We start from the raw sequence: 23,256 nt of genomic DNA, 5'->3' as shown, positions 1-23,256 counted from the left end.
ACCCCAAAAATCGCCGTTTTCAGCCCGATTCGGTGGAAACCATATTCCCCCGCTGCTCGAGGAGCCCCGCGCGAGCGGAGCGAGCCGGAGCGTCTCGAGACCACCGCACACAAACGCCGGAACCCGAAACCAGCCCCGACACAAGAGGCCTCGAGGCTCCTCGCCTGGCGGCTCGTCACACCTCGACCACCGGAAAGGGCGCCCGCCTACGAATCGACTTCGCCCGACTGCTTCCCGGTCCGGCGCCGCGGTAGTCGCAGGGTCGGCCACACGGTGGTCCGACGCGGGGCGACGGGCAGGCGCCATCGGAACGCGAGTCCGCACAGACGCAGGGTCGTGGCCATCGCGGCCCCGGCCACCAGCAACACCCCGTGCGCCGAGGGGAACATGGCGTGTCCGGCGACGTACACACCGGCACCGACGAGGGCGGGCACCGCGTAGAGATCGGCCGGCTGCAACAGCAGCGGCACCTCGTTGACCAGAACATCGCGGATCACACCGCCACCGATGGCGGTCAGCATCCCGACGAGCACCGAGGCCAACGCACTCGCGTGCAAGCCGACGGCGACGCTCGCACCGGTCGTGGCGAACAGTCCCATACCGAAAGCATCAAGCACCAGGATCGTGCGACGCAATTCGGTGAAGGCCGGATGGAAGAAGAAGACGACGACACCGGCGATGGCCGCCGTCGCGACCGGCGGCCAGGTCTGCAGAGACGTGGGCGGGGTGACCCCGAGGAGCAGATCACGCAGGATGCCGCCACCGACACCGGTGAGGATCGCGACGGTGAGGATGCCCCAGAGGTCGAAGTCCTTGCGCACACCGAGCACCGCGCCCGACGCGGCGAACACGGCGATGCCGGCAATGGTGAGAATCTGCAGCAACACGGGTACTCCTCACGGCGACCGCCCCTCACAACGACGACCGCCCCGAGAAACTCCCGGGGCGGTCGGTACGTTGTGGACCGGCTATCCGGTCAAAGGTTCGCTCAGCGGCGATCGAGATCGATGATGCCGGCCTGCGCGGCCTTGACGAGGCGGCGCGGGATGCGCTGCGCGACGCCGTTCACCTTGACCTCTTGCAGTGCGGGGTTGTCCGCCTTCCACTGCGAACGACGGCTGCGGGTGTTCGCCCGCGACATCCGGCGCTTCGGTACAGCCATGATCGTGCCCTTCTCTACGTGGTCTCGCCATTCATCCGCACCGAGTACGGGGGATGATTGCTCCTGGTCAGCGCGTCCGCGGCAGTTAGGCGCGACACGCAACCCCACCAGACTACCCGGCGGGTGGTCGCGGATCCAAAACGCGCCGTCAGCCCCGACCAGCGGCCGTCACGACGAACTCGACGACAACGCCGCGAAACCGCCGATCAGTATGTTGATGACGATGTAGACGAGGAAGATCACGAGCGCCGCGGCACCGATGATGATCCCGGCGAGTGCCAATCCTTCGCCTTCCTCGGTGCCTTGCGAGTCCCTGATCTGGTTTCGGGCGATGACCCCGAACACGATCCCGAGCCAGCTCAGGCACCCACAGCCGACGAGCGACACGACGAGCGCCGCGATGGCCATCGGGTTCGTGCGCTTGGCCGGCACACCGACGTAGGGCTGCCCGTATCCCGGTTGCCCATACCCCGGCTGCTGCCCGTAACCGGGTTGTCCATAGCCAGGTTGCCCGTAGGAGGGCTGTCCGTAGGCCGGCTGGCCGTAGCCCGGCGCAGCCTGACCGGGCTGACCGTAGCCGGGCGTCCCGGACGCCGGATACGACGGTGCGCCGTAGGCGGGCGGAGTCGACGACGCCGACGACGCCGGCGGCTGCAACGGCGGCAGCCCCGCACCCTGCGACGGTGTCGGGGGCGTGGGGTTCAGCTGGGTCGACTGCCACTGCGACGCGTCGTCGGACGGTGTGGTCGGCTTGCTGAAGTCGATCTTGGGGTGATGGATCGTCGTCTCGTCATCCGGCGATGCGCCGGAGTCCGGTGAGTGCCCGCGGTCATCCTGCGGTGTGGACATGCTTCGACCTTCCTGATCGGCCGCCCGGAGGCGTGATGCCGATCAGAATAGCGAACCGGTCGGCCACCACCGCACACCGAAGCCGGCGACTCATCCGTTCGATCGGTACCGCTGACGCGGCAATACACTCGACCGGGTGTCAGGCGTCGTCTCCGGTTTCACCGCGATCTTCATCATGGTCGGCGTCGGATTCCTGCTCGGCCGGACCGGACTGCTGGGTGACCATGCCCATGAGGTGCTCTCCCGGCTGGTCTTCTTCGTCGCCACCCCGGCGCTGCTGTTCTATTCGCTGGTGACCACCGACCTGTCGGTAGTGTTCTCCTCGACCCTGGTCATCGCCGGCGGCAGTGCGCTGATCATCGGGCTGCTGTACTTCGTCGTCGCAAAGGTGTTGTTACGCAGACCGACTCCCGATCTGGTCATCGGCGCACTGTCGTCGTCGTATGTCAACAGCGTCAATCTCGGTGTGCCGATTGCGATCTTCGTGCTCGACGACGCGTCGTTCATCGCGCCGCTGCTGCTGTTCCAGATCCTCATCTACTCGCCGATCGCGTTGACCGCACTGGATCTGACCGCGTTGGAACGCGGGACCGGTCACCCGTTTCGTGATGCGGTCGTGTTGCCGCTGACCAACCCGATCGTCATCGGCGGCGTGCTCGGGGTAGTCCTCTCCGCGATCGGATGGACCCCACCACAGGCGATCCTGGAACCGTTGAAGATGCTGGGCAATGCCTCGGTGCCGGGAGCCCTTCTCGCCTTCGGTCTGTCGCTGACCGGGGTGACGGTGTTCAAGAAGGGGCAGAGCCCGCGACGCGACATCGTGCTCGCGACCGTGCTGAAGACCATCGCGATGCCGGTCCTCGTCTACGCGATCGCGCGCTGGGGCTTCGGCGAGCAGGGCCACAAACTGTTCGCGCAGACCGTGATCGCCGCTCTGCCCACCGCGCAGAACGTCCTGGTCTACGCCACCCGATACCGGCGAGGTCAGGTACTCGCCCGCGACACGGCGTTGATCACCACACTCGCGTCGATCCCGGCGATCGCGATCATCGCGTGGCTCCTGGCCTGATCGTCGGGGTTTCGCCCCAATCAGTCGAGTGACACCGATCAGTCGAGTGACACCGATGCCGTCGAGAACTCTCCGGCGGCGCCGACGGCGATCTCCTCCTCGCGCTGATGGGCGCTCATCGGGTGTCCGCCGCGCGGAATGGCGAAGGCCGCCAACGCCGCGGCGAGCGCGAACGCCCCGGCACCCAGCAGAAACGCCACCCGGTAGGCGTTCTCGGTGGGCAACGCCACCGACACACCGTGCACCGAGTGCACCGCCACCTCGGCGGCGAGCACGGTGATGATGACGGCACTGCCGACCGCGCCGCCGACGGTCCGCATGATCGAGTTGATGGAGTTGGCGATCCCGGTCTCCTGTGGCTCCACGTTGGCCACGAGCAGCGCCGGCATGGCCGCATATGCCGCTGCCACAGCCACATTCGCGACGATCAGGCCGCCGATCATCTCTCCGGTGTTGTCGTGCAGCACGGTGAGCATCATCATGCCGACGACCCCCACGAGGGCCGCGCCGAGCAGCACCACCCGCGGCCCGCGGCGGGCGACGAGCAGTCCGGCGATGGGTCCGACGAGGATGGACACGATCGCCGCGGGCAGCATGAACACGACGCTGGTCCGCAGGACCGAGGCGCCGAACCCGTAGCCCGCCAACAGTTCCGGGGTTTGCACGAAGTAGGTGGCGCCGAGGAACACGCTGAACATCGCGAACCCGACGCACAGTGACGCGGTGTTGGTCGCGAGCACAGCGCGGTGCTTGAGCAGATCCACCGACACCAGTGGCATCGCCCGGCGCGATTGCAGGACCCAGAATCCGACGAGGACGACGACGGCGGCGACGTAGAGACCGATCACCCGCGCCGATCCCCACCCCCAGTCGTGGCCCTGCGAGGTCGGCAACAGCAGACACACCAGTCCGATCGCCAGCACCAGCGCACCTGCGTAATCGACACGTCCACCCGATCCGGCACGGTTCGGGACGGCGGCGAGCATCAGACCGATCACCACGACGGTCATCGCCACACACAGCCAGAAGATCCGGCGATAGTCGGCGTCGTCGCGGGTGAGCAGCCCGGTCGCCACGAGGGCCAGTCCGCTGCCCACGCCGAGCGCCGAGGCGGTGATTGCCATGGCGGCGGTGAGTCGCTCACGCGGGAGTTCTTCGCGCAGCACGCTGATCGCCAGCGGGAACAAGCCGAAGCTCGCACCCTGCAGGACTCGTCCGACGATGAGCACGTCGATCGAATCGGCAAGCGCGGCAACGAGACTGCCGGCGAGCGTCAATGCCAGCGCGGCCAGGATCACGCGTTTGTGACCGTAGACGTCTCCGAGGCGACCCAACAGCGGGGTGAACGCCGACGCGGCGAGCATCGTCGCGGTGGTCACCCAGCCCACCGTCGTCAGCGAGACGTCGAGTTGCTCGCCGATCTGCGGCAGTGCGGGCACCGCGAGGGTCTGGATCATCGAGAGCAACAGGACCGACGCCGCAGCGGCGACGATCACGAGCGCCGGGGACACCGGACGCCGGGTGGTCGAAGAAGACATGCCGACCACCATAGAACAGAAATCGACAGTGTGTCGATTCTGTTCGACGTGACGTCGATTATGTGCCGTTCCCTACGATGAACCCATGAGTTCCGCCAAGACCGAGGCTGCGGGGCGTCGGCGCGGCGCCCCGACCAAGGGCGACCGACGCGAGGAGCAGATCCTCGCCGCCACCCGGCGGCTGCTGTCGCACCGGCCGATCGGCCAGGTCACCATCGATGAGATCGCCTCGGCGGCCGGGATCTCCCGCACGAGCTTCTATTTCTATTTCCCGTCTAAGCAGGCCGTCCTGGCCACACTGATGGAACAGACCTGGAACGAATTCACCAGCACCCATGAGTGGTTCGACTCCGACGGCCCCGACCTCGACGGCCTGCGCGCCCAGCTGGCGGCGGTCGCCGCGATCTGGCGCGACAACGGTCCGATCCTCGCGTGCGCGGCACAATCGGGACAGTCCGACTATCCGCCGCTACAAGAATTCCTCGGCCGCGCGAGGGAACGCTTCGTGGCCAGGCTCGCCGCCAAGATCGAGCGCGACCGCGCCGCCGACCTCGCCCCGGACGGGCCGGCCGCCGCCGAACTCGCCACCCTGGTCGCCATCGTGCGTGACGGGCGGCTCGCCGAACTCGCACAGGGCGACCCCGATGACGCGCGTGATGCGCACGCCCTCGACGCTCTCACACAGACGATCAGCCGGATGATCTACGGGCGGGTGGGCTGACGCAGCGTTCGCCTCAGTGCCCGCCGCACTGCCAGGGCCTGCGCGGCTTCTCGCCGCGCTCTTTGCGTTTCACGTCCACCCCACCCATCAGTGCGAAGCCGGTGACGTGGATGGTGGGTGCGCCCGGCGCACCCGGCCCCGACGCCTTGTTGCTGAATCCGCCCATGATGGCGCCGCCGCCGACCTCCACGGCCACATCCGGCGGCACGGTGATGTCGATGCCGCCCATGATGGCGACGCACTCGATCGTCAGATGCGGTGCGGTGAACTCGACCTCCCGCAGGTCGATCTCCACGCCACCCATGATCGCGGTGGCCGAGAGCTGATCGGCGACGGCCGCCTGCCCCTTGAGCTCGCTGCCCGACATGATCGCCAGACGGCTGCGGATCGGTTCGCGGCCGCTTCCGGTGGTCACCGTCGAGGGATACGGCGCGTCGGGCTCCGGTAGCGCCACCCCGAGCTGGGTGACCGGCAGATCGTCGGTGAGAGCATCGAGCTCACCGAAGGTCTTGGCCATCACCGCTTTTCCCGCTCGCTCCTCGTACTCGGCGGGGGTCAGGCTCCCCTGCTCCATCGCCGCCGACAAGATCTCGTGCACCAGTTCACGATCGGCGTCGGCGGCGCGCATCCGCGATCGACGGTCGTCGTCGTAGGTCGGGTCCTCTGCAGTGCTCACCCGTTCAGACTAGGCCGGTCCAGCCGGCCCCGACATTGGTGAACACCCTGAGATCCGACCCTGAGATCGCCACCGGAGTGCTCGCGGTCTGGCACGATCGGGCCATGCGGCGAGTGGGCAAGGTCTTGATGTGGCTCGGCATGATCGCGGTGGTCGTCAGCCTGGGCGCGGGCATTCCGATCGCGGTGATCGGGCTGTCGAAGGTTTCCGACACCTCGGCGCGGGCATTCGAGATCCGAGGGTCGGCGACACATCACCTCGACGCCGGCGACACCCTGGTGCTCTACGCGCCGGGAACACAGTCCGACGCGTCCGAGGACGCCTTCCCGTCGTGCGCGGTCAACGGCCCGGGAGCCCAACGACGACAGTCGAATTCGACGTACTCGTTCACCTACCGGAACACCACCGTGCGGTCCTTCGCCCAGTACTCGATCACCAGCGGCGGTGTGTACGCACTCGATTGCGGCGACTCCTACGTCGTCGGGGCCCCGCCGGTGTCGGTGGGCGGACTGTTCTCCGGCATCGGCGGCATCCTGCTCGCGGTCTTCGGCGGCGGCTTCGGTCTGGCCGTCGCGATCACCGGTCTCGTCCTGTGGCTGATCGGACGGCGGCGCACACCCCCGCCGGCACCGCCTGCTCCCTCGTCAGCCCCGCCGTGGCCCCCGGCGTGAGCGCAGGTAGTCGCCGACGACCGCCGCGCCGAGACCGTCGACGTCGGGGGCGATGACCCGGCCCCCGATGCGGCGGGCGATCTGATCCATGAAGTGCGCCAACCCGGGATCCTCGCCGAGCCGGAAGAACGTGACCTGCGCGCCGAGGCGGGCAACGTGGTCGAGCTCGCGGACGGTCAATGCGATGGTCTGCGGATGCGGCGGATAGAAGAAGAACGGCTCACCACTCGGATCGAGGTGCGCGGTCGGTTCACCGTCGGTGACGACGAGCACCACCGGTTGCGCATTGGGGAACCGACGCAGATGCCGACCGGCCAGCAGCAGCGCGTGGTGCAGGTTGGTGCCCTGCTCCATACGCGGTTGCAATCCCGTCAGTTCGGCGATGTCGATCGACCGGGCGTAGCGACCGAACGCGATGAGATGCAGTTCGTCGCTGCGGAATCGGGTCGAGATGAGGTGATTGAGCGCAATCGCCGTGCGCTTCATCGGAGTCCAGCGACCCTCCATCTCCATGGAGAACGAGGTGTCGACGAGCAGCACCACCGCGGCCTGGGTGCGGGCCTCGGTCTCGGCGACCTCCACGTCGCGCACGTCGATCCGCACACCCGGACGCAGGTCGCTGGTCGGATGCCCCTCTGCGGCAGTGCGCAACACGGCGTTGGCGACGGTGCGCGAGACATCCCAGGGGTCGGTGTCGCCGTAGGCCCATTCGCGGGTCGAGCCGGTCGGCTCGCCGAGCAGCCCGCTGTTGCGGGTCTGCCGGTCGCCGCGGGCCCCCATCTGGTCGGCGATGTCCCGGAAGATCGCCTGCCCGAGTTGACGCATCGCCTTGGGGCTCAGTCGGAGTCGGCCGTCGGCGGTGCGGTCGAAGAAGCCCTCCTCGCGCAGCGCCTTCTCCAGTTCCTGCAGGGTGCGGGCGTCGACCCCGGCCTGCTCACCGAGTTGCCGTTCCAGCGCGTCGATGTCGATGTCGTCCATCTGCGCACCGGCGTACTGCTGGGACAGTTGCTCGGAGAGCGCCTCGAGTTCGGAGATGTCGCGCAGTGCAGCGGCCCCCTCCCCCAGGCCCATCTGCTGATCGCCGGAGAACTCCTGGGCGTTGTCCCAGTCAAGCCCCGGCCGGGCCTGCCGCAGCGCCGAATCCATTTGCGCGAGTTGACTCATCAGATCCGGCGACCCGAATGCCTGCTGCGCGAGCTGATCGAGTTCGGCCCGCTGCTCAGGCGTCAGCGAGTTGTAGAACTGCTGGGCCGCGGCAGCCCGCTGCGCCAACGAATCGATGAGTTCCTCGGTGTTACGCGGGTTCTCGGGAAAGTACTCGCCGTGTTTGTCCATGAACTCGTCGAACGCCTGCGACGTGTCCTCACCGCGGTTGTGGGCGTTGAGGAGGTCGTTGAGGTCGGAGAGCATCTCCGACACCCGCTGCCGGTCGGCGTCGGTGGCGCCCTCGAGCGCCTCCTTCATCCCGGCGAAACGCTGATCGAGCAGTTCGCGGCCGAGGAGGTCCTTGATCTTGTCGTAGTCCTGCTGCGCCTCGGGGCTGCGCCACTGGTAGTCGGAGAGTTCCTCGACAGCCTGCGCCGTGGAGGCCGGGAGACTGCCGATCTGCATCTCGGCGAACCGTGCGTCGTCGTCGAGGTCGCGGGCGAGTTGTTTGCGCTCGTTGAGCACCGCCCGGTCGAGGAGTTCACGGATCTCGGTGAAGGTGCCGTCGAGGTTGCGCTTCTTGAGCAGCTCCTGACGCCGCCGGTTCACTTGCTCGCGCAGCTTGTCCAGACCCCGCATGTCCTGCGACCCGCGTCGCAGGAACTCCTGCAGCGCCCGCTGTGGGCTGACGCCGGCCATCACATCGTCGCCGATCTCGCTCAGCGCCTCCCGCAGATCCACCGGCGGCGCCAACGGATCCGGCCCACCGGTGTAGCGCTGATACCGGGATCGGTGAAAGTTCTTCTGCACCATGGGTTTCTCCGGAGTTCGTCGAATCCGCCGGGACGGTGCCCGGCCGTGGATCGCAGGAATGCGTGGATCGGCGGGTGATCAGCCGTAGATCGTCTGCCCCGACTCGTCGGCCTCTTTGCCGATGCGTCGCGCCAGGAACAGCCCCTCCAGGGCGAGTTCGACGGCGCTGGCCCGCTCCCCATCTGAGCCGGCCTCAAGTCGTTCGGCGATCTCATCGATCACCGGCGCGGTGGTCTCCGGTGACGGCAGGGAGCCGAGGAAGTCCGCGGCGGGCACCCGGTCACCGGTGACCACGAGCTCACCGGCCTCCAATGCCGACACCAGCGGCGCCATGTCGATGCCGCCGAGATGCGCGCGCACCGTGTCGGCGACGGACTTGCGCATCAGGTGCTCGAGGATCTCGAGTTCACGTCCCTCTTCGCCGGACTCGAACTCGATCTTGCCGCGCAGCACCTCGATCACCGATTCCAGATCGACGACGCGCGCCACCGGCACCTCTTCGCCGGTGACGGCCGCGCGATGCAACGCCGCCGCGGCAACGGTCTCGGCGCCGGCAATCGAGAACCGCGCCGACACACCCGATCGCTGATCGATCGACGGGTGGTCGCGGGCGTAGCGGGTGAACCGCGCGAGGATCTCGGTGATGAAGGTCGGCACCGTGGCGGTGAGGTCGGCCTCCTGCTCGATGACGGCGACCTCGTCGTCGAGTTCGATCGGGTAGTGCGTGCGGATCTCGGCGCCGAAGCGGTCCTTGAGCGGGGTGATGATGCGCCCGCGGTTGGTGTAGTCCTCGGGGTTGGCGCTGGCCATCACGAGCACGTCCAGCGGCAGGCGCAGCGTGTAGCCGCGGACCTGGATGTCGCGTTCCTCCATCACGTTGAGCATCGAGACCTGGATGCGTTCGGCCAGGTCGGGGAGCTCGTTGATGGCGACGATGCCACGGTGTGCGCGCGGGATGAGCCCGAAGTGGATGGTCTCCGGGTCACCGAGGCTGCGCCCTTCGGCGACCTTCATCGGGTCGATGTCGCCGACGAGATCGGCCACCGAGGTGTCCGGGGTGGCGAGCTTCTCGCTGTAGCGCTCGTTGCAATGGCGCCATTCGATGGGCAGGTCGTCGAGGAGGTTGGCGGCCTTGCGGATCGATGCCGGGGTGATCGGCTCGTAGGGATGCTCACCGAGTTCGGAGCCGGCGATCACGGGCGTCCACTCGTCGAGCAGGCCCACGAGGGTCCGCAGGATGCGGGTCTTGCCCTGGCCGCGTTCGCCGAGCATGACGACGTCGTGTCCGGCGAGCAGCGCACGTTCGAGTTGCGGGATGACCGTCGCCTCGAATCCGACGATGCCCGGCCACGGATCGCTGCCCTCGCGCAGCGCGGTCAGCAGGTTGTTGCGGATCTCGTCGCGGATGCTGCGCTGCACATGACCGCTTGCGCGCAGTTCACCAAGGGTGCGAGGAGAGGGATGACGGGTTTCGGTGGTCGTTGAACCGCCGGTCGGGGCGTCGGTCGTGAAATCCCCGGATGTGAAGTCTTCTGCCACCTCGTCCACGGTACGCCGGAGAGCCGCGGTCGCGCCCGGTTCGCCGACGGCGCCCCTGCTTTCGCCGACAGCGCTCGCCAGCCCGCCCACAGCGCTCGCCAGCCCGCCCACAGCGCTCGCCACCACGCCGACAGCGCTTCAGCGAGCGCTGTCGGCGGTGGGAAGAGCGCTGTCGGCGGCGGGACGGGCGCTGTGGGCGGCGGAAAGAGCGCTGTCGGCGAGGTCCGGCTACCCGGTGGCGACGGTGTGGTGCCGGCCGGTGCGGTGGCCGCCGAAGCCGGCGGTCGGGGCGGTCGAGCCGGGAGTCGCCGACCCGGTGGTGGTGGCCCCGGTGGTCGTGCTCGCCGGAGTCGCCGTCGTCGACGCGGGTTGTGGTGACGGCGCCACGGTTAGGTCGTACACCGTGTAGTTGCCGATCGCGGTGCCGTGGAAGTTGGCCTCCACCCACTGCTGGATCTGTGTGGTCACCGAGGACCGTCCGCCGCCGAAACCGGTGTTGCCGAAGGCTTTGGTGATTGCGCTCATCAGCTCCGCATTGGCGCTGCCGTTCTGCGACGAGGTCTCCGGGGCGAGGTAGTAGCCGATGTCCTTGTCGGCGACGTACTTCTGGAATTGCGCCAGGCTCGGCGCCGGGTCGTTGGAGAACCCGCCGACACCCATCACCGGCACGTGTGCGGCGAGTTCGACCCCGGCCGCGGAACTGGTCCGCGACACCGCCGCGGCCCACCGTGCGTGGCTGTTCTGCAGCATGGCCTGAAGTTGGGCGGGCAAGGTCGTGGCGCCACCGCCGAATCCGCCGAACCCACCGAATCCGCCTGCACGGTTACCCGACGACCCGGTGCCCGTCCCCCCGGTGCCCGAGGACCCGGTAGCCCCGCGGCCGGAGCGCGTCGTGCCGCCGAATCCGCCGTGCCCGCCTGCGGTGCTGCGTTCGGGCAGCACCGACGGGCTGCCGCCGGTGTGCGACATCGTGTCGCCGGTGATCGCATATGCCGCCGGCGCCGCGAAGATGCCGATCATGCCGAGCACCCCCACCGCCAGCGCGATCCGACGTCCGAAGGTCGATGGCAATGCGACGAGCAGGGCGGCGACGATGCCCGCGACGAGTACCACCCACCGCAGCCAGGGCTGCCAGTTCGGCTCGTGATCGAGGAGCACAAACGACCAGACGACTCCCGCGGCGATCATCGCGGCCAGACCGAAGCGGGCGGTGTAGCGCTGCCAGCTCACCGAAGCATTACGCGCAGTCCAGGCTTGGTGAACACCAAGACCGACGAGACCGGCGATCGGCGGAGCGATCGCCAGCGAGTAGTACGGGTGCGCGATACCGCTCATGTACGACAGCACCAGTCCGTCGACGAGCAACCACAGACCGAACAGCAGGGTTGCCGCGCGCACGAGGTCGGTGCGGGGACGACGCCCACGCAACGCCAGGACGACGATCAGTGCGATGAGCGCGGTCGGCAACAGGAACGAGATCTCGGCACCGAATTCCCCGGTGAACAACCTCGTGATCCCCGGCTGGGCACCGAACATTCCGCCGCCGAATCCGCCACGGCCGCCGCCACCGCCACCGAAACGCTCTGCCAGTTGCGGGTTCTCACGTGCGAAGTCGGCCATCGCATTGGCCGGGTTGCCATGGGCACCACCGCCACCACTTCGGCCTTCGACACGCTCGAGTCCGTTGTAGCCGATGACGAGGTTCATGAAGTTGTTGTCGGTGGAGCCGGCAAGATAAGGCCGCGACGATGCGGGCCACAGCAGCGTCAGCACCACATACCAACCCGCCGAGAGCACCAGTGCCACAGCGGCTATCACCAGATGCCACATGCGCCGCCAGAACGACGGCGGGGCCGCGACGAGGTAGACCACACCGAGCGCGGGCAGCACCATCAGGCCTTCGAGCATCTTGGCCAGGAACGCGAATCCCAGTGCGACACCGGCCAAAGCGAGCCACCGCGCCGATCCTCGCGCGGTGGCGCGCAAGGTGCAGTAGGCCGCTGCGGTCATCAGCAGCACCATCGCGGCGTCGGGGTTGTTGAACCGGAACATCATCGCCGCAACCGGGGTGATCGCGAGCGCGAGGCCGGCGATCAGTCCGGCCGACCGACCGGCGACGCGGGTGACCATCGCGTACATCAACGCAACGGCGGCCACCCCCATGAGGGCTTCGGGGATCAGCATGCTCGCCGAGGAGAATCCGAAGATCTGGCCGGACAAGCCCATCACCCACTGCGACACCGGTGGCTTGTCGACGGTGATGAAGTTGGACGGGTCCACCGAGCCGAACAGCAGCGCCTCCCAGTTGCGCGACCCGGCCCACGCCGCTCCGGCATAGAAGGTGTTGCCGTACTGGTTGGTCGTGATGTTCCACAGGTAGAGGACGGCCGTGGCGATGAGCAGTAGTGCCAGCCACAGCCGGTCGCGCGCGGTGGCCGGTGGCAGCGTCGAATCCGCGGAAACCGACAGATCGGATCCTCGGTGGTGGCTGCTCGGAGCATCATTCGCAGTGGTGTCGAACGGAGCGACACCGGGTTGGGTTGCGGTCACGATGATGATCGTGCGCCGGACGCACTGACTTTCCGGTGTGGGCAAGCTGTCAGCTTGCTGTGAGGCAACTGGTTCCTTTGCGGGAGTTGAGAGAATGTCGTATTCGCCGGGGATGCCGTGTCGGTTTCACCCGATTGGCCGCCAGGCCGGGTCGCGTCCGATGAAGCCCGCGAGCCGGGTGACGGGGTCGGCGTCGGCGGGTACCGGCATCGCCGGACCGTACTGTCCCGAAGACCGGAGCATGTCCTCGATGCCCTGCATGCCCGAATAGACCTGGGCGGCGAAGTCGGTGTCCAGCTGCGGATCCCGACCGACGGCGGTGGCCAGATCCCAGGTGTGCAGAAAGACGTCGGTGGTGTAGAACCGGTCGATCGCGTCGGCCAGGCGCAACTCCCCGACCATCGGGTGGGTGAAGGTCGCCTCCGCGTCGGGGCCGTCGAGGAGCTGCTGTACCGCCGTCCGCCGGGCATCCCATGCCGCTGCGGGATCGTCGGCGACCTGTGGGCCCGCGGGCAATTCGACGTCACCGGCAGCCAGGAACGCCGCAAACCAGTCGACGAGGTGCGCCACCACATCTCGGGTCACCCACCCGTCCACCGGCGTCGGCGCGTCCCAGTCCTCCACCGCCGCAGCGTGTTCGGCGAACCCCGCAGCCACGTCGCGGTGGCGGTCCGAGGCGGAGAGTTCGGCGAGTCCCCTGCTCACAGCTCACCGGCGTCGAGCATGCGGTCGAGGCCGGCATAGCCCTCGTTCACGCCGACCTCCATGCCGGAGGCGAGCCAGCCATCGCGCGCTTCGAAGCTGTCGCACAGGGATTGGGCATGCAGCCGGGTGTGGCCGTCGCCGAGATCCTCGAACCACAGGGTCTCCAGCGACACCTGGTCGGGCATCCCCTCGAAGGTGAAGGTCTGCACGATCTTGTCATCGGCGACGGTGTGGAAGCAGCCGCGGAAACCGAATTCCTGGCCGTCGTGGGTGGAGACGTACCGCCAACTGCCACCGTCGCGAGCATCCCACTCGATGATGCGGCTGGAGATCGCGTCGGGGCCGACCCAGCGCACGAAGAGGTCGGGATCGATGTGCGCCTTCATCAATTGCGCGGGGGTACCACGGAAGTCGCGGGTGATCCGGATGACGGGGACCTTCGGGTCCGCCTCGATCGCGGCTTCGGGATAACGGGTGCTGGTGGTCATGATGCCTGTCCTCTCGTGCCGGTGTTGATTCTCTTCGGGTTTCTTTTCCGGGTTTTCTCGGTGCCGCCGGCGGTTGCCGCCGGACCGTCGTTCATCTCCGCCAGCACGGCGTCGAGGCGCGTATAGCGCTCCTCCGCACGTCGGCGGTACCGCTCGATCCACTTGGTCATGAGGTCGAACACCTCTGCTTCCAAATGCACCGGACGCGTCTGTGCCTCACGGGTTCGGGTCACCAGCCCGGCGTCGGCGAGCACCTTCAGATGCTTGGACACCGCCTGGATGCTGACGTCATAGGGTTCGGCGAGCTGGCTGACCGTCGCGTCGCCCACCGCGAGCCGGGCCACCATGTCGCGCCGGGTCGGATCGGCCAGCGCCGCAAAGATCTTGGACAACTCGTCGGACACCAGAACCCATTCCTTATCCTCAACCGTTCGGTTGAATACGAGCGTGCGCGCCCCCGCGGTCGTTGTCAACCCATCGGTTGAATATTTGCCCGAGTCTCGGCACCGCTGCGTGCGCCGCGACGCCGTCGACCTCGGGTTTCAGCGTCCACACAGCAACGCCGGCGCACCGTCGGGGCCAGGGGGTACGAGGTGAAGCAGGCGCCGAGGCAGAGGTGAGACGCACCAAGGAGTGAGAGGGAATCATCATGAAGACCACAGCAAGAACACGTGTGCCGCTGGCATCGGCGATGGCGTTGGCGGCAACCCTCGCGGTCGGCGCACCCGCACTCGCCGACACCCCGGCAGCGCCCGCGTCGTTGTCGATCCAGGGCGACCTGCATCTGACCCCGACGATTCGGGTGTTGCGGATCGACGCCCAGGGATCGCGCACCGCCGGCGCAACCACCGGTACCTACACCGCGACCCTGCTCGACGGCATGAATCCCACCCCGATCCAGGTTCGCGGTCCGGTGACCTGCATCAGCGTCGACGGCAACGCCGCCTCGCTGATCTATCCGATCAGCGACATCCGCCCCTTCGGGCTCCCGGCAGCTGTCAAAGATGCTGCCGCGATCCAGATCTCGGTGCGCAAGGGCGTCAACGGAGGGCAGTCGATGGTCGGCGTCAACGGCCCGATGCCCACCGGCAGCTTCCACGGATGCGCGCCGGCCGCAACGCCGTTCGCGTTCGAAGGAACGATCCAGACCAGCGGCGGCTAGGGCTGTCGCGGTCCGATCGGCTCGTCTCCGCGCAGCGTGATGCGGTGCATCACACGGCGATTGTCGCCATAGTCACGGTTGGCATAGTGCAGGGTGTTCCGATTGTCCCAGAGGACAAGATCACCCAGGCGCCACCGGTGGCGGACGATGTGTTCGGGCTTGGTCAGGTGCGCGTACAGCAGGTCGAGGATGCCGCGGCTCTCGGCATCGGAGACACCCTCGATATGTGAGGTGAAGCCGGGGTTGACGAACAACGACTTGCGCCCGGTCTCGGGATGCACGCGCACCACCGGATGGGTCACGGGCGGAAGGTCGGTGACTTCCTTTCCGTCCCAGACGTTTCCGCGTCCGCCGCGCCGCTGCTTGAGGTAGTAGCCGAACTCACGGCTGCCGTCGTGGACCGCCGACAGCTTGTCGACGAGTTCGCGGATCGGCTCCGACAGGGACCGGTAGGCCAGCTCGGCGTCGGCCCAGTTGGTGTCACCGCCGTTGCGCGGCAACACCACCGGGCGCAGGATCGATCCCATGGGCGGGCGCGGCATGAAGGTGACGTCGGTGTGCCAGACGTCGGCGAAACCGTTGTCGGTGCTGTCGAGCGAGTAGACCTCGGCGGGCACGTCGCCGCTGTTCCAGACGGGATGCCCGGTGGTGAGGTCGCCGAGGCGCCTGCCGAATTCGATGTGTGCGGCATCGTCGAGGTCCTGACCGCGCAGCACGATCACCTTGTATTCGATGAGGGCGGCGCGGATGGCGCGAATCTCGTCGTCGGTGGCCGACGCGACGTCGACACCGCGGATCTCGGCCCCGAAATGGGGGCCGAACTCGTCGATGTCGAATTCGACGCCGGAGGCGACGGTACCTGCCCGGGCGGGAGTGGATAGTACGGGCGTGGAAAGGGCGGGCGTGGAAAGGGCGCGCTCAGGCGTGGCGGGGCCGGACGTGGAGAGGGTCATCGGTGGAGTTCCTACTCGGATCGTGGTTTGAGATGCGGGGTCCGAGTACCACCGGCGGGGAACCATGGTGCGAACCGTCCGAGAAGCTCATCGAGTGGCCGACGAGGCGGGCGGTGACGGTTCCGGTCATGTCACCTGTGTAGTCGCCGCCGGCGGGTTCACCCAGGGTTTGCCGCACGGTGAGTACAACCGGCACGGGTCCATCACTCGATCACATCCGGCATCGCCTCGCCCCGGTCGGTCATGCCTGTGCCGCCCCGGATACCGCTGCCTCCTTGACCGCCGCGGCAACCTGCGCGCGCAGCACCGTGTACTCCGGTGAATCGCGGATCTCCGCGGGACCGACGCCGTGTCGTGGGATCGGCGAGGTGATGTCGAGGGCGACGCGGCCCGGCCGCGCTGTCAGGACCACGATGCGCGAGCCGAGGAAGGCTGCCTCGTCTGCGCTGTGGGTGACAAAGACATTGGTGCGACCCAGATCCGCGCTGACCGATCGCAGGTCCTCCTGCAACGTCTCGCGGGTGAGCGCGTCGAGGGCGGCGAAGGGCTCGTCGAGCAACAGCAACGAGGACTCGCCCGCCAGTGCTCGGGCGATCGCGACCCGCTGCTGTTGTCCTCCGGAGATCTCCCAGATCCGCCGATCTGCGGTGTCCCCCAGCCCGACCCGGCGCAACAGCTCGTCGCGTCGGGTTCTGCGCTGCGCCTTCGGCACTCCGGCGTAACGCAGCGCGAGGTCGACATTGCCACCGACCGTGCGCCACGGGAACAGCCGCGGTTGTTGGAACACCACCCCGGCGCCGACCCCGGGCGTCGGGGACTCCCCGGCCACCGTGACCCGGCCGGAGGTCGGGGTCTCGAATCCGGCGATCAACCTCAGCAGGGTGGACTTGCCGCACCCCGAGGCGCCGACCAGAACGAGGAACTCGCCCGGATCGACGCGCAGGTCAACCGGCCCCACCGCCGTGACCCGGTCGGCCTTGCTGCCATAGGTCTGCACCACCTTGCTCAGCGTGATCGCCGCCGTCGACTCCGAATCCGGAGCCGACACGGCAGCGCTGTGTTCGACGACGGCGTCATTGCGCGGAGAGGACACCGGGTAGCCCCTTCGTGTAGATGGCCTGCTGGAAGGTCGACAACGGCGGAGCGGTCGGGATCTGCTGTTGTGCGGCGAGGAATTCCGCTGCGCTGTGCAGGTTCTCGGCGAGATTGCCCGGCTGCCCGTCGACGCCCAACCAGGTCGGTGTGGTCAGCTCGGAAGCGGTCAGGAAGGTTCCCTGCTTGAGTTGGTTGGCAGCGTCGGTGGGCGTGGTACCCAGTTGCGCCGCAACAGCCTTCGCTGCCGCCTGCGGATCGTCGTGGATCAGCGCGAGGGCGCGGGCCTGCACCTTGCGCCAGGTGTCGACGACCGAGGGGTTGTCCTTGGCGAATTGGGTTGACACGACACCGAGGTCGAGGGTCGGCTTTCCGGCGGTGGCCAGTTGTCGGCTGGCGATGAGAGTCTTACCGGTCTTGCGGAGTTCGTCGAGCGTGGGGAGCCAGGTGTAGACGGCGTCGACGTCGCCGCGCTGCCACGCGGCCAGGGACGCCTGCGGCTGCAGGTCGATGATGTCGACGTCGGCGGGGTTCACCCCGGCCTGCGCCAACGCCGCGAGCAGGCTGTAGTGCGCCGTCGACGCGAACGCCGTGGCGACCCGTTTGCCGCGCAGATCGGCGACGGTGTTGATGCCGGTGCCGTTGCGGGCCACGAGTGCCTCGTTGTCGCCGGCGACGTCGAGGACGAACGCCACCTGATACGGGATGTTCAGTGGTGCCGAGAGTCCGCGTGCGACCGGACTGGACCCGATGGCGCCGAAGTCGATCTGCTTGGCGATGAACGCGGTGTTGATGTCGGCGCCGGAGTCGAACTTGGTCCACTTGATGTTGTAGTCCGGCAGGGCGTCCTCGAGCCAGCGATTGTTCTTGACGATCAGGTCACCACTCGGGAATGACTGGTAGGCAATACGAATGGTGGGTTTACCGGAGTCCTGACCGGAGCGGTCGACCGAGCAGCCCGTCACCATCAGGAGGGCTGCGACCAATGTCGCGAGCAGGATCGGTACCGCGCGCAGCGGTCGTCGACGATGGGTTGTCATGTGAGGTCAGGCCTTTCCACGCCAGGGCACCGCACGGTGCTCGATGACCCGCAGGACACCGTCGATGATCAGACCGGAGAACCCGATCAGAGCGATACCGACGAGCACCACGGGGGTGTTGTTGTAATTGCTTGCGTCCTTGACGACACCGCCGATGCCGGGGATGCCGTTGAACAGTTCTGCGGCGACCACCGACGAATAGGCAATGCCCACCGAGAGCCGTATGCCGGTGAAGGTCTCAGGCAGAGACGCGGGGATGATGACGTCGCGCAACACGTCACGGCGGGAGGCTCCGAGCGCACGAGCCGCCTCGACGAGTGCGACCGGTGCCGCCCCGACGGCCGCTGTCGTGGCGACCGCCGCGGGCGGTAGGGCCGCCAATGCCAGCAGCGTGATCTTGGGCGCCTCGTCGATTCCCAGCCAGATGACGAGCAGGAAGAAGTACGCCAACGGCGGAAGGGCACGCAAGAAGGTCAGCCACGGCTCGAGTACTCGCCGGATCACCGGGACCGAGCCCATCACCAGCCCGAGTGCGACCCCGACGCCGACGCCGACCACCACGCCGACGAATACTCGCCGCAGGGTCATGTACAGGTGCTCCCACCAGTAGTAGCCCGCGTATCCGATCGAACCGTCGTGGGTCGTCGACATCTCGACGAAGGCGTGCCACACGGTGCCGAGCCGGGGAACGAAGACCTCGCTCCACACTCCGCTGACCGCGGCAACCTGCCACAGCACCAGGAACAGGACCAACGACAGCAGCGGCAGTCCCACCTGCAGCCCCACCGCTTTCCAGCGAGATCGGCCGACGCGTCGCCCGGTCCCGGGTTCCCCGCCCTGCTCCTGCGGGGTGATGTCCACGAACAAGGTCATCAGCATTGTGTAATCGCCGCCCGAGTGCCGGGCGAGAGATTCCCTCACGCTGAGGAGAAGTGCCGATCGGGTTGCCCAGAGATCACCGCCAATGGTCTAATCCTCGATTCGTTGCGTCGATTCTTAAGTGCGACATTGCCGTAGTGCACAGCAGACGAACCCGTCGGAGACGGATATTCGGCGCGCGATGATTGCAACCCCACAACGGTCTCGAGGGTGGCGCAATGACGGTTCGGGGCACCGACGGCGCTGGTGAGCGAGCCCGCGGCGACCATTGCGGTGGCGGATTCGAAAGACTCGGCCCACGACCCGTCTCAGCACGCTTCTAGCCCTCTGAACTGTGGTTATCGTCTCTACTCATGCAGTCCGAACCCCCGTTCTCCGCACACGCGGCCGCGACCGGCCGCGTCCGCGCCGACAACGCCCGCATCGTCGCCGACGTCCTACGGCGAGCGATTCACGACGGCGCCATCGGTGAGGCGCTCGACGAGCGCGCGCTGATCGACGAGTTCAACGTCTCCCGCAACACCATCCGTGCGGCACTGGCCGTGCTCACCGACGAGGGACTGATCCGGCGTTCGCCTCGGGTCGGAACGCACGTCGTAGCGCGCAAACTCGACCACGGCCTCGACGCCCTGCTGGGCCTGCAGGAGACCTTCCGCCGACACGGCGCGGTCCGTAACGTCGTCAAGATCGCGACACTCGTCGATCCGCCGCGGCTCGTCGCGCGCCGCCTGCGTCTCGACGACGCCCAGGCCGTCTACATCGAGCGTCTGCGATACCTCGACGACGAGCCGATCAGCCTCGACATCACTTACCTGGTGCCCGATCTCGGGATCGCGGTGCTCGACCACGACCTCGAATCCCAGGATGTCTTCACCGTGCTCGAGGAGGTCGCCGGGGGTCGGCTCGGCCGGGCCGACATGACCGTCGAGGCCGTCGACGCCGACCCCCACTCGGCCGCACATCTCGAAATCGCCTCGGGGAGTTCGCTTCTTCTCCTCGAACGACTCACCCACCTCGCCGCCGACGACCGGCCCGTCGATCTCGAATACATCCGCCTGCGCAGTGACCGGATCTTTCTGCGCAGCACCGCCTACCGAAACGAGCAACTCCCATGAGCCCAACCCCCATGAGCCCAACTCCTTTGAGCCAGGTCACCTTCCGCGCCGATGTGCCGGTCACCATCGACGAGTCCCTGTGCATCGAGGGCTGCACCCTGTGTGTGGAGGTCTGCCCCCTCGACTCGCTCGCGATCAATCCCGACTCGGGCAAGGCGTACATGCACGTCGACGAATGCTGGTACTGCGGGCCGTGCGCGGTGCGGTGTCCCACCGGGGCGGTCACCGTCAACATGCCGTATCTGCTGCGCTGAGCGCCGCGTGAACTCGCCCGCATCATCCTCGACCTCCGGAGAACCGATGGAGCCCATGGAGATTCCCGACCTCGCCGATCGCACCCGGCGCGACTGTGACGTGCTGGTGATCGGCGGCGGCACCGCCGGAACCATGGCAGCGTTGACCGCCGCCGAGCACGGCGCGTCGGTGCTGCTGCTCGACAAGGCACATGTCCGTCATTCGGGTGCCCTCGCGATGGGGATGGACGGCGTCAACAACGCCGTCATCCCCGGCAAGGCCACACCGGAGGACTACGTCGCCGAGATCACCCGCGCCAATGACGGCATCGTCAATCAGAAGACCGTCTATCAGACGGCCACACGAGGTTTCGCGATGATCGGACGCCTCGAGCGCTACGGCGTGAAATTCGAGAAGGACGAGTACGGCGAGTACGCAGTGCGTCGGGTGCACCGATCCGGGTCGTATGTGTTGCCGATGCCGGAGGGCAAGGACGTCAAGAAGGCCCTCTACCGGGTGCTGCGCAAACGTGAGATGCGCGAACGGATCACGATCGAGAACCGGTTGATGCCGGTACGCGTGCTCACCGACGACGGACGGGCCGTGGGCGCCGCGGCATTGCACACGCGCACCGGCGAATTCGTGGAGATCGCGGCCAAGACCGTGATCCTCGCGACCGGACCGTGCGGTCGGCTCGGCCTTCCCGCCTCCGGCTATCTGTATGGCACATACGAGAACCCGACCAACGCCGGTGACGGATACTCCATGGCCTACCATGCCGGAGCCGAGCTCAGCGGCATCGAGTGCTTCCAGATCAATCCACTGATCAAGGATTACAACGGACCGGCGTGTGCGTACGTGGCCAACCCGTTCGGCGGCTACCAGGTCAACGCCGCCGGCGAGCGCTTCGTCGACTCCGACTACTGGTCGGGCGAGATGATGGCGGAGGTGAGCAACGAGATCGATTCGGCGCGTGGTCCGATCTACCTCAAGGTCAGTCACCTGCCGGAGGAGACCCTCGGCGCCCTCGAATCGATCCTGCACACCACCGAACGCCCCACCCGCGGTACCTTTCACCGCAATCGCGGACATGACTACCGCACCCACGACATCGAGATGCACATCTCCGAGATCGGTTTGTGCAGTGGACATTCGGCGTCGGGGGTGTGGGTCGACGAGAACGGCCGCACCACCGTCGACGGCTTGTACGCGGCCGGGGACCTGGCGTGCGTGCCGCACAACTACATGATCGGCGCCTTCGTGTACGGCGAGCTCACCGGCACACATGCCGCCGAGACCGCACGGGAGCTACCGATGCCCGCCGACCTGCCGTCCGACCAGCTCGCCGCAGCCCACGAACTGATCTACCGCCCGTTGCGCAACCCCAACGGGCCACCGCAACCCCAGGTGGAGTACAAGCTCCGACGCTTCGTCAACGACTATGTGGCGCCGCCGAAGACGTCGAACAAACTGGCCATCGCCATCGAGACCTTCGAGCGCATGCGCGCCGACATCGAGCAGATGGGTGCACGCACGCCGCACGAGCTGATGCGGTGTGCCGAGGTGTCGTTCATCCGTGACTGTGCCGAGTTCGCGGCCCGCAGTTCCCTCACGCGCACCGAAAGTCGTTGGGGCCTCTACCACCAACGCGCCGACCTGCCCGACCGACGCGACGACAAGTGGGGCTATCACCTCAATCTCCGCAAATCGGCCGACGGCACAATGGAGTTCGTGGGCCGCCCCGTCGAGCCCTACCTCGTCGGGGTCGAGGGCCTCGACCACATTCCGCCGACGGACCGGTCGGTGATCGCCATCGAAGAGCCCCCGATCGTCAGCGGCCCGGGATATCGGGGAGTCGACAGTCCGGTGCGTCCGCCGGTATCGCAACCGCCGGCCGCGGCCTCTCCGCGCATCGTTCAACTCCTGGCTCTGTCCCCCGCGCACGCCGCCGACCTCGACACCTACCTCGACGATGACGACGCGACCGTGCGCCGCACGGCGATCTCGGTGCTCGGCGAGACCACACCCGAGGCGTTCGACACCGCGCTCGTCGCGGCGCTCGCCGACGGGTCGACCGACGTCCGCGCCGCCGCCGCGCACGGGCTACGGGAACTCGTCGAAATCCTCGAACCCACGCCGGAATTACTCGGCGCGCTACGCGACCACGTCGGCTCGGCCGATCCCGTGGTGCGCTCCACCGTCGTCGACCTGTTGCGCGCGTTGCGTTCCGGTGATCGCGACCTGTTCACCCACGCTCTCTCCGACGCCGACCATCGCGTCCGGATCGAGGCCATCGGCGCCCTGGTGTCGCTGGACGCGGCCGCCCCCATCGCCGAGGCAGTCGTCGACGACAACCGAGAGGTCCGTATCGCGGTCGCCGAGGGGCTCGCCACCATCGGGGCCGGCGGTAATGGGGTAGGTGGCAACAGGGTCGGCGGCAACGGCGTAGGTGGCGGAGCCATCCGCGTCCTGGCAAGCGACCGGGATCCGCTGGTGCGCGCTGCCGCGCTGGCTGCGATGGCTCACCTCGGCGACGCCGAGATCGACGGGCCGCAGCTGGTTGCGGCATTGCGCGACAGCGCCTGGCAGGTCCGTGTCGGCGCCGCGCGCGGGTTGGCCGTGGCACGTGCGGAGTCGACCGTTGCGGCGTTGTCCGGCGCGCTCGACGATGTGCATCACGACGTCCGCAGAGCCGCGGCCCTGACCCTGTCGCTCTGGGCCGACGACCCCGACGTGCGGGCGATTCTCGAACGTGCCGCCGAGGATTCGGACGCCGATGTCCGGGCGGCGGTGCGTCGCAGTACGGTTCGTGCCAGTACGGTTCGCGCCAGTACGGCAGGAGTGTGAGGCCTGC

General features: G+C 67.6%; 22 protein-coding genes. 7 read left to right on the top strand and 15 right to left on the bottom strand.

Annotated features, from left to right (window positions below; genetic code table 11):
- Positions 1 to 206: 206 nt before the first annotated feature.
- The 3 genes from P3L18_RS26745 to P3L18_RS26735 form a co-directional block, all read right to left on the bottom strand.
- A complete protein-coding gene (locus P3L18_RS26745; protein ID WP_276115821.1) occupies positions 207 to 887 on the bottom strand; it encodes a trimeric intracellular cation channel family protein in 681 nt (226 codons plus the stop codon).
- 101 nt (positions 888 to 988) lie between these two features.
- On the bottom strand, positions 989 to 1,162 hold the full coding sequence (rpmF, locus tag P3L18_RS26740) for a 50S ribosomal protein L32 (protein WP_014359175.1): 174 nt from the start codon (positions 1,160 to 1,162) through the stop codon (positions 989 to 991).
- Between the two features lie 168 nt (positions 1,163 to 1,330).
- Positions 1,331 to 2,011: a DUF4190 domain-containing protein gene (locus P3L18_RS26735; protein ID WP_079931657.1), complete on the bottom strand. Its 681-nt coding sequence runs from the start codon at positions 2,009 to 2,011 to the stop codon at positions 1,331 to 1,333.
- Between the two features lie 136 nt (positions 2,012 to 2,147).
- Between P3L18_RS26735 and P3L18_RS26730 the strand changes: the two genes are divergently transcribed.
- The gene (locus P3L18_RS26730) at positions 2,148 to 3,080 is read left to right on the top strand and encodes an AEC family transporter (RefSeq protein ID WP_079931656.1); all 933 of its coding nucleotides are present in this window, start codon (positions 2,148 to 2,150) and stop codon (positions 3,078 to 3,080) included.
- Positions 3,081 to 3,118: 38 nt separating this feature from the next.
- Here P3L18_RS26730 and P3L18_RS26725 read toward each other — a convergent pair whose 3' ends face one another.
- Positions 3,119 to 4,618 carry an MFS transporter gene (locus tag P3L18_RS26725; protein ID WP_276115820.1) on the bottom strand — a complete coding sequence of 500 codons (1,500 nt, stop codon included), beginning with the start codon at positions 4,616 to 4,618 and terminating at the stop codon, positions 3,119 to 3,121.
- Positions 4,619 to 4,703: 85 nt separating this feature from the next.
- Here P3L18_RS26725 and P3L18_RS26720 point away from each other — a divergent pair, with 85 nt between their 5' ends.
- Positions 4,704 to 5,339 carry a TetR/AcrR family transcriptional regulator gene (locus P3L18_RS26720; RefSeq protein WP_079931654.1) on the top strand — a complete coding sequence of 212 codons (636 nt, stop codon included), beginning with the start codon at positions 4,704 to 4,706 and terminating at the stop codon, positions 5,337 to 5,339.
- A gap of 13 nt (positions 5,340 to 5,352) precedes the next feature.
- Here the strand turns inward: P3L18_RS26720 and P3L18_RS26715 are convergent, their stop codons facing one another.
- The gene (locus P3L18_RS26715; protein WP_079931653.1) at positions 5,353 to 6,015 is read right to left on the bottom strand and encodes a DUF1707 domain-containing protein; all 663 of its coding nucleotides are present in this window, start codon (positions 6,013 to 6,015) and stop codon (positions 5,353 to 5,355) included.
- Between the two features lie 104 nt (positions 6,016 to 6,119).
- Here P3L18_RS26715 and P3L18_RS26710 point away from each other — a divergent pair, with 104 nt between their 5' ends.
- The gene (locus P3L18_RS26710; RefSeq protein WP_276115818.1) at positions 6,120 to 6,686 is read left to right on the top strand and encodes a hypothetical protein; all 567 of its coding nucleotides are present in this window, start codon (positions 6,120 to 6,122) and stop codon (positions 6,684 to 6,686) included.
- On the opposite strand, the gene P3L18_RS26705 is transcribed toward P3L18_RS26710, so the two are convergent.
- The 6 genes from P3L18_RS26705 to P3L18_RS26680 all read right to left on the bottom strand — a co-directional run bounded on the left by P3L18_RS26705 (position 6,660) and on the right by P3L18_RS26680 (position 14,331).
- On the bottom strand, positions 6,660 to 8,645 hold the full coding sequence (locus tag P3L18_RS26705; RefSeq protein ID WP_276115817.1) for a VWA domain-containing protein: 1,986 nt from the start codon (positions 8,643 to 8,645) through the stop codon (positions 6,660 to 6,662). The two genes, P3L18_RS26710 and P3L18_RS26705, sit on opposite strands and share 27 nt — an antisense overlap.
- 78 nt (positions 8,646 to 8,723) lie before the next feature.
- Positions 8,724 to 10,193, bottom strand: a complete 1,470-nt coding sequence (locus tag P3L18_RS26700) for a sigma 54-interacting transcriptional regulator (protein WP_276115825.1) — start codon at positions 10,191 to 10,193, stop codon at positions 8,724 to 8,726.
- Positions 10,194 to 10,412: 219 nt separating this feature from the next.
- Positions 10,413 to 12,779, bottom strand: coding sequence for a glycosyltransferase family 39 protein (locus P3L18_RS26695; RefSeq protein WP_276115816.1), 2,367 nt, complete (start codon positions 12,777 to 12,779; stop codon positions 10,413 to 10,415).
- A gap of 81 nt (positions 12,780 to 12,860) precedes the next feature.
- Positions 12,861 to 13,439 carry a TIGR03086 family metal-binding protein gene (locus P3L18_RS26690; RefSeq protein WP_006370987.1) on the bottom strand — a complete coding sequence of 193 codons (579 nt, stop codon included), beginning with the start codon at positions 13,437 to 13,439 and terminating at the stop codon, positions 12,861 to 12,863.
- The gene (locus P3L18_RS26685; RefSeq protein WP_172398960.1) at positions 13,436 to 13,930 is read right to left on the bottom strand and encodes an SRPBCC domain-containing protein; all 495 of its coding nucleotides are present in this window, start codon (positions 13,928 to 13,930) and stop codon (positions 13,436 to 13,438) included. The genes P3L18_RS26690 and P3L18_RS26685 overlap by 4 nt, the downstream gene beginning before the upstream one ends.
- Positions 13,924 to 14,331 carry a metalloregulator ArsR/SmtB family transcription factor gene (locus P3L18_RS26680; RefSeq protein WP_276115824.1) on the bottom strand — a complete coding sequence of 136 codons (408 nt, stop codon included), beginning with the start codon at positions 14,329 to 14,331 and terminating at the stop codon, positions 13,924 to 13,926. Before P3L18_RS26680 ends, P3L18_RS26685 begins: the two co-directional genes overlap by 7 nt.
- A 245-nt stretch (positions 14,332 to 14,576) precedes the next feature.
- Here P3L18_RS26680 and P3L18_RS26675 point away from each other — a divergent pair, with 245 nt between their 5' ends.
- The gene (locus P3L18_RS26675; protein WP_094602410.1) at positions 14,577 to 15,089 is read left to right on the top strand and encodes a hypothetical protein; all 513 of its coding nucleotides are present in this window, start codon (positions 14,577 to 14,579) and stop codon (positions 15,087 to 15,089) included.
- On the opposite strand, the gene P3L18_RS26670 is transcribed toward P3L18_RS26675, so the two are convergent.
- The 4 genes from P3L18_RS26670 to P3L18_RS26655 all read right to left on the bottom strand — a co-directional run bounded on the left by P3L18_RS26670 (position 15,086) and on the right by P3L18_RS26655 (position 19,047).
- The gene (locus P3L18_RS26670) at positions 15,086 to 16,042 is read right to left on the bottom strand and encodes a TauD/TfdA family dioxygenase (RefSeq protein WP_276115815.1); all 957 of its coding nucleotides are present in this window, start codon (positions 16,040 to 16,042) and stop codon (positions 15,086 to 15,088) included. The two genes, P3L18_RS26675 and P3L18_RS26670, sit on opposite strands and share 4 nt — an antisense overlap.
- A 241-nt stretch (positions 16,043 to 16,283) precedes the next feature.
- Entirely contained in the window at positions 16,284 to 17,135 is an 852-nt protein-coding gene (locus P3L18_RS26665; RefSeq protein ID WP_276115814.1) for an ABC transporter ATP-binding protein, read from the bottom strand.
- A complete protein-coding gene (locus P3L18_RS26660) occupies positions 17,116 to 18,174 on the bottom strand; it encodes an ABC transporter substrate-binding protein (protein ID WP_276115813.1) in 1,059 nt (352 codons plus the stop codon). The genes P3L18_RS26665 and P3L18_RS26660 overlap by 20 nt, the downstream gene beginning before the upstream one ends.
- 6 nt (positions 18,175 to 18,180) lie before the next feature.
- Positions 18,181 to 19,047 (bottom strand): ABC transporter permease subunit, encoded by an 867-nt coding sequence (locus tag P3L18_RS26655; protein WP_276115812.1) that lies wholly within the window; start codon positions 19,045 to 19,047, stop codon positions 18,181 to 18,183.
- Positions 19,048 to 19,406: 359 nt separating this feature from the next.
- On the opposite strand from P3L18_RS26655, the gene P3L18_RS26650 reads away from it, so the two are divergent.
- The 3 genes from P3L18_RS26650 to P3L18_RS26640 are packed head-to-tail and all read left to right on the top strand — an operon-like array spanning position 19,407 to position 23,249.
- On the top strand, positions 19,407 to 20,168 hold the full coding sequence (locus P3L18_RS26650; RefSeq protein ID WP_276115811.1) for a GntR family transcriptional regulator: 762 nt from the start codon (positions 19,407 to 19,409) through the stop codon (positions 20,166 to 20,168).
- Between the two features lie 26 nt (positions 20,169 to 20,194).
- Positions 20,195 to 20,422 carry a ferredoxin family protein gene (locus tag P3L18_RS26645; RefSeq protein WP_014359156.1) on the top strand — a complete coding sequence of 76 codons (228 nt, stop codon included), beginning with the start codon at positions 20,195 to 20,197 and terminating at the stop codon, positions 20,420 to 20,422.
- 55 nt (positions 20,423 to 20,477) lie between these two features.
- Positions 20,478 to 23,249, top strand: coding sequence for a fumarate reductase/succinate dehydrogenase flavoprotein subunit (locus P3L18_RS26640; protein WP_079931643.1), 2,772 nt, complete (start codon positions 20,478 to 20,480; stop codon positions 23,247 to 23,249).
- The last annotated feature ends 7 nt before the right edge of the window (positions 23,250 to 23,256 follow it).

Origin of the sequence: Gordonia sp. N1V (genome assembly GCF_029269935.1) — a bacterium.
Lineage (GTDB): Bacteria > Actinomycetota > Actinomycetes > Mycobacteriales > Mycobacteriaceae > Gordonia > Gordonia polyisoprenivorans.
Note: the sequence above shows the minus strand (reverse complement) of the source record. Positions and strands in the feature narration are given on the sequence as shown.

Excerpts from the sequence above, each read along its gene's own strand:
- P3L18_RS26670 (WP_276115815.1), bottom strand. The coding sequence starts at position 16,042 with ATGACCCTCTCCACGTCCGGCCCCGCCACGCCTGAGCGCGCCCTTTCC.
- P3L18_RS26660 (WP_276115813.1), bottom strand. The coding sequence starts at position 18,174 with ATGACAACCCATCGTCGACGACCGCTGCGCGCGGTACCGATCCTGCTC.
- P3L18_RS26640 (WP_079931643.1), top strand. The coding sequence starts at position 20,478 with ATGGAGATTCCCGACCTCGCCGATCGCACCCGGCGCGACTGTGACGTG.
- P3L18_RS26650 (WP_276115811.1), top strand. The coding sequence starts at position 19,407 with ATGCAGTCCGAACCCCCGTTCTCCGCACACGCGGCCGCGACCGGCCGC.
- P3L18_RS26675 (WP_094602410.1), top strand. The coding sequence starts at position 14,577 with ATGAAGACCACAGCAAGAACACGTGTGCCGCTGGCATCGGCGATGGCG.
- P3L18_RS26725 (WP_276115820.1), bottom strand. The coding sequence starts at position 4,618 with ATGTCTTCTTCGACCACCCGGCGTCCGGTGTCCCCGGCGCTCGTGATC.
- P3L18_RS26735 (WP_079931657.1), bottom strand. The coding sequence starts at position 2,011 with ATGTCCACACCGCAGGATGACCGCGGGCACTCACCGGACTCCGGCGCA.
- P3L18_RS26705 (WP_276115817.1), bottom strand. The coding sequence starts at position 8,645 with ATGGTGCAGAAGAACTTTCACCGATCCCGGTATCAGCGCTACACCGGT.
- P3L18_RS26655 (WP_276115812.1), bottom strand. The coding sequence starts at position 19,047 with ATGACCTTGTTCGTGGACATCACCCCGCAGGAGCAGGGCGGGGAACCC.
- rpmF (WP_014359175.1), bottom strand. The coding sequence starts at position 1,162 with ATGGCTGTACCGAAGCGCCGGATGTCGCGGGCGAACACCCGCAGCCGT.
- P3L18_RS26720 (WP_079931654.1), top strand. The coding sequence starts at position 4,704 with ATGAGTTCCGCCAAGACCGAGGCTGCGGGGCGTCGGCGCGGCGCCCCG.
- P3L18_RS26710 (WP_276115818.1), top strand. The coding sequence starts at position 6,120 with ATGCGGCGAGTGGGCAAGGTCTTGATGTGGCTCGGCATGATCGCGGTG.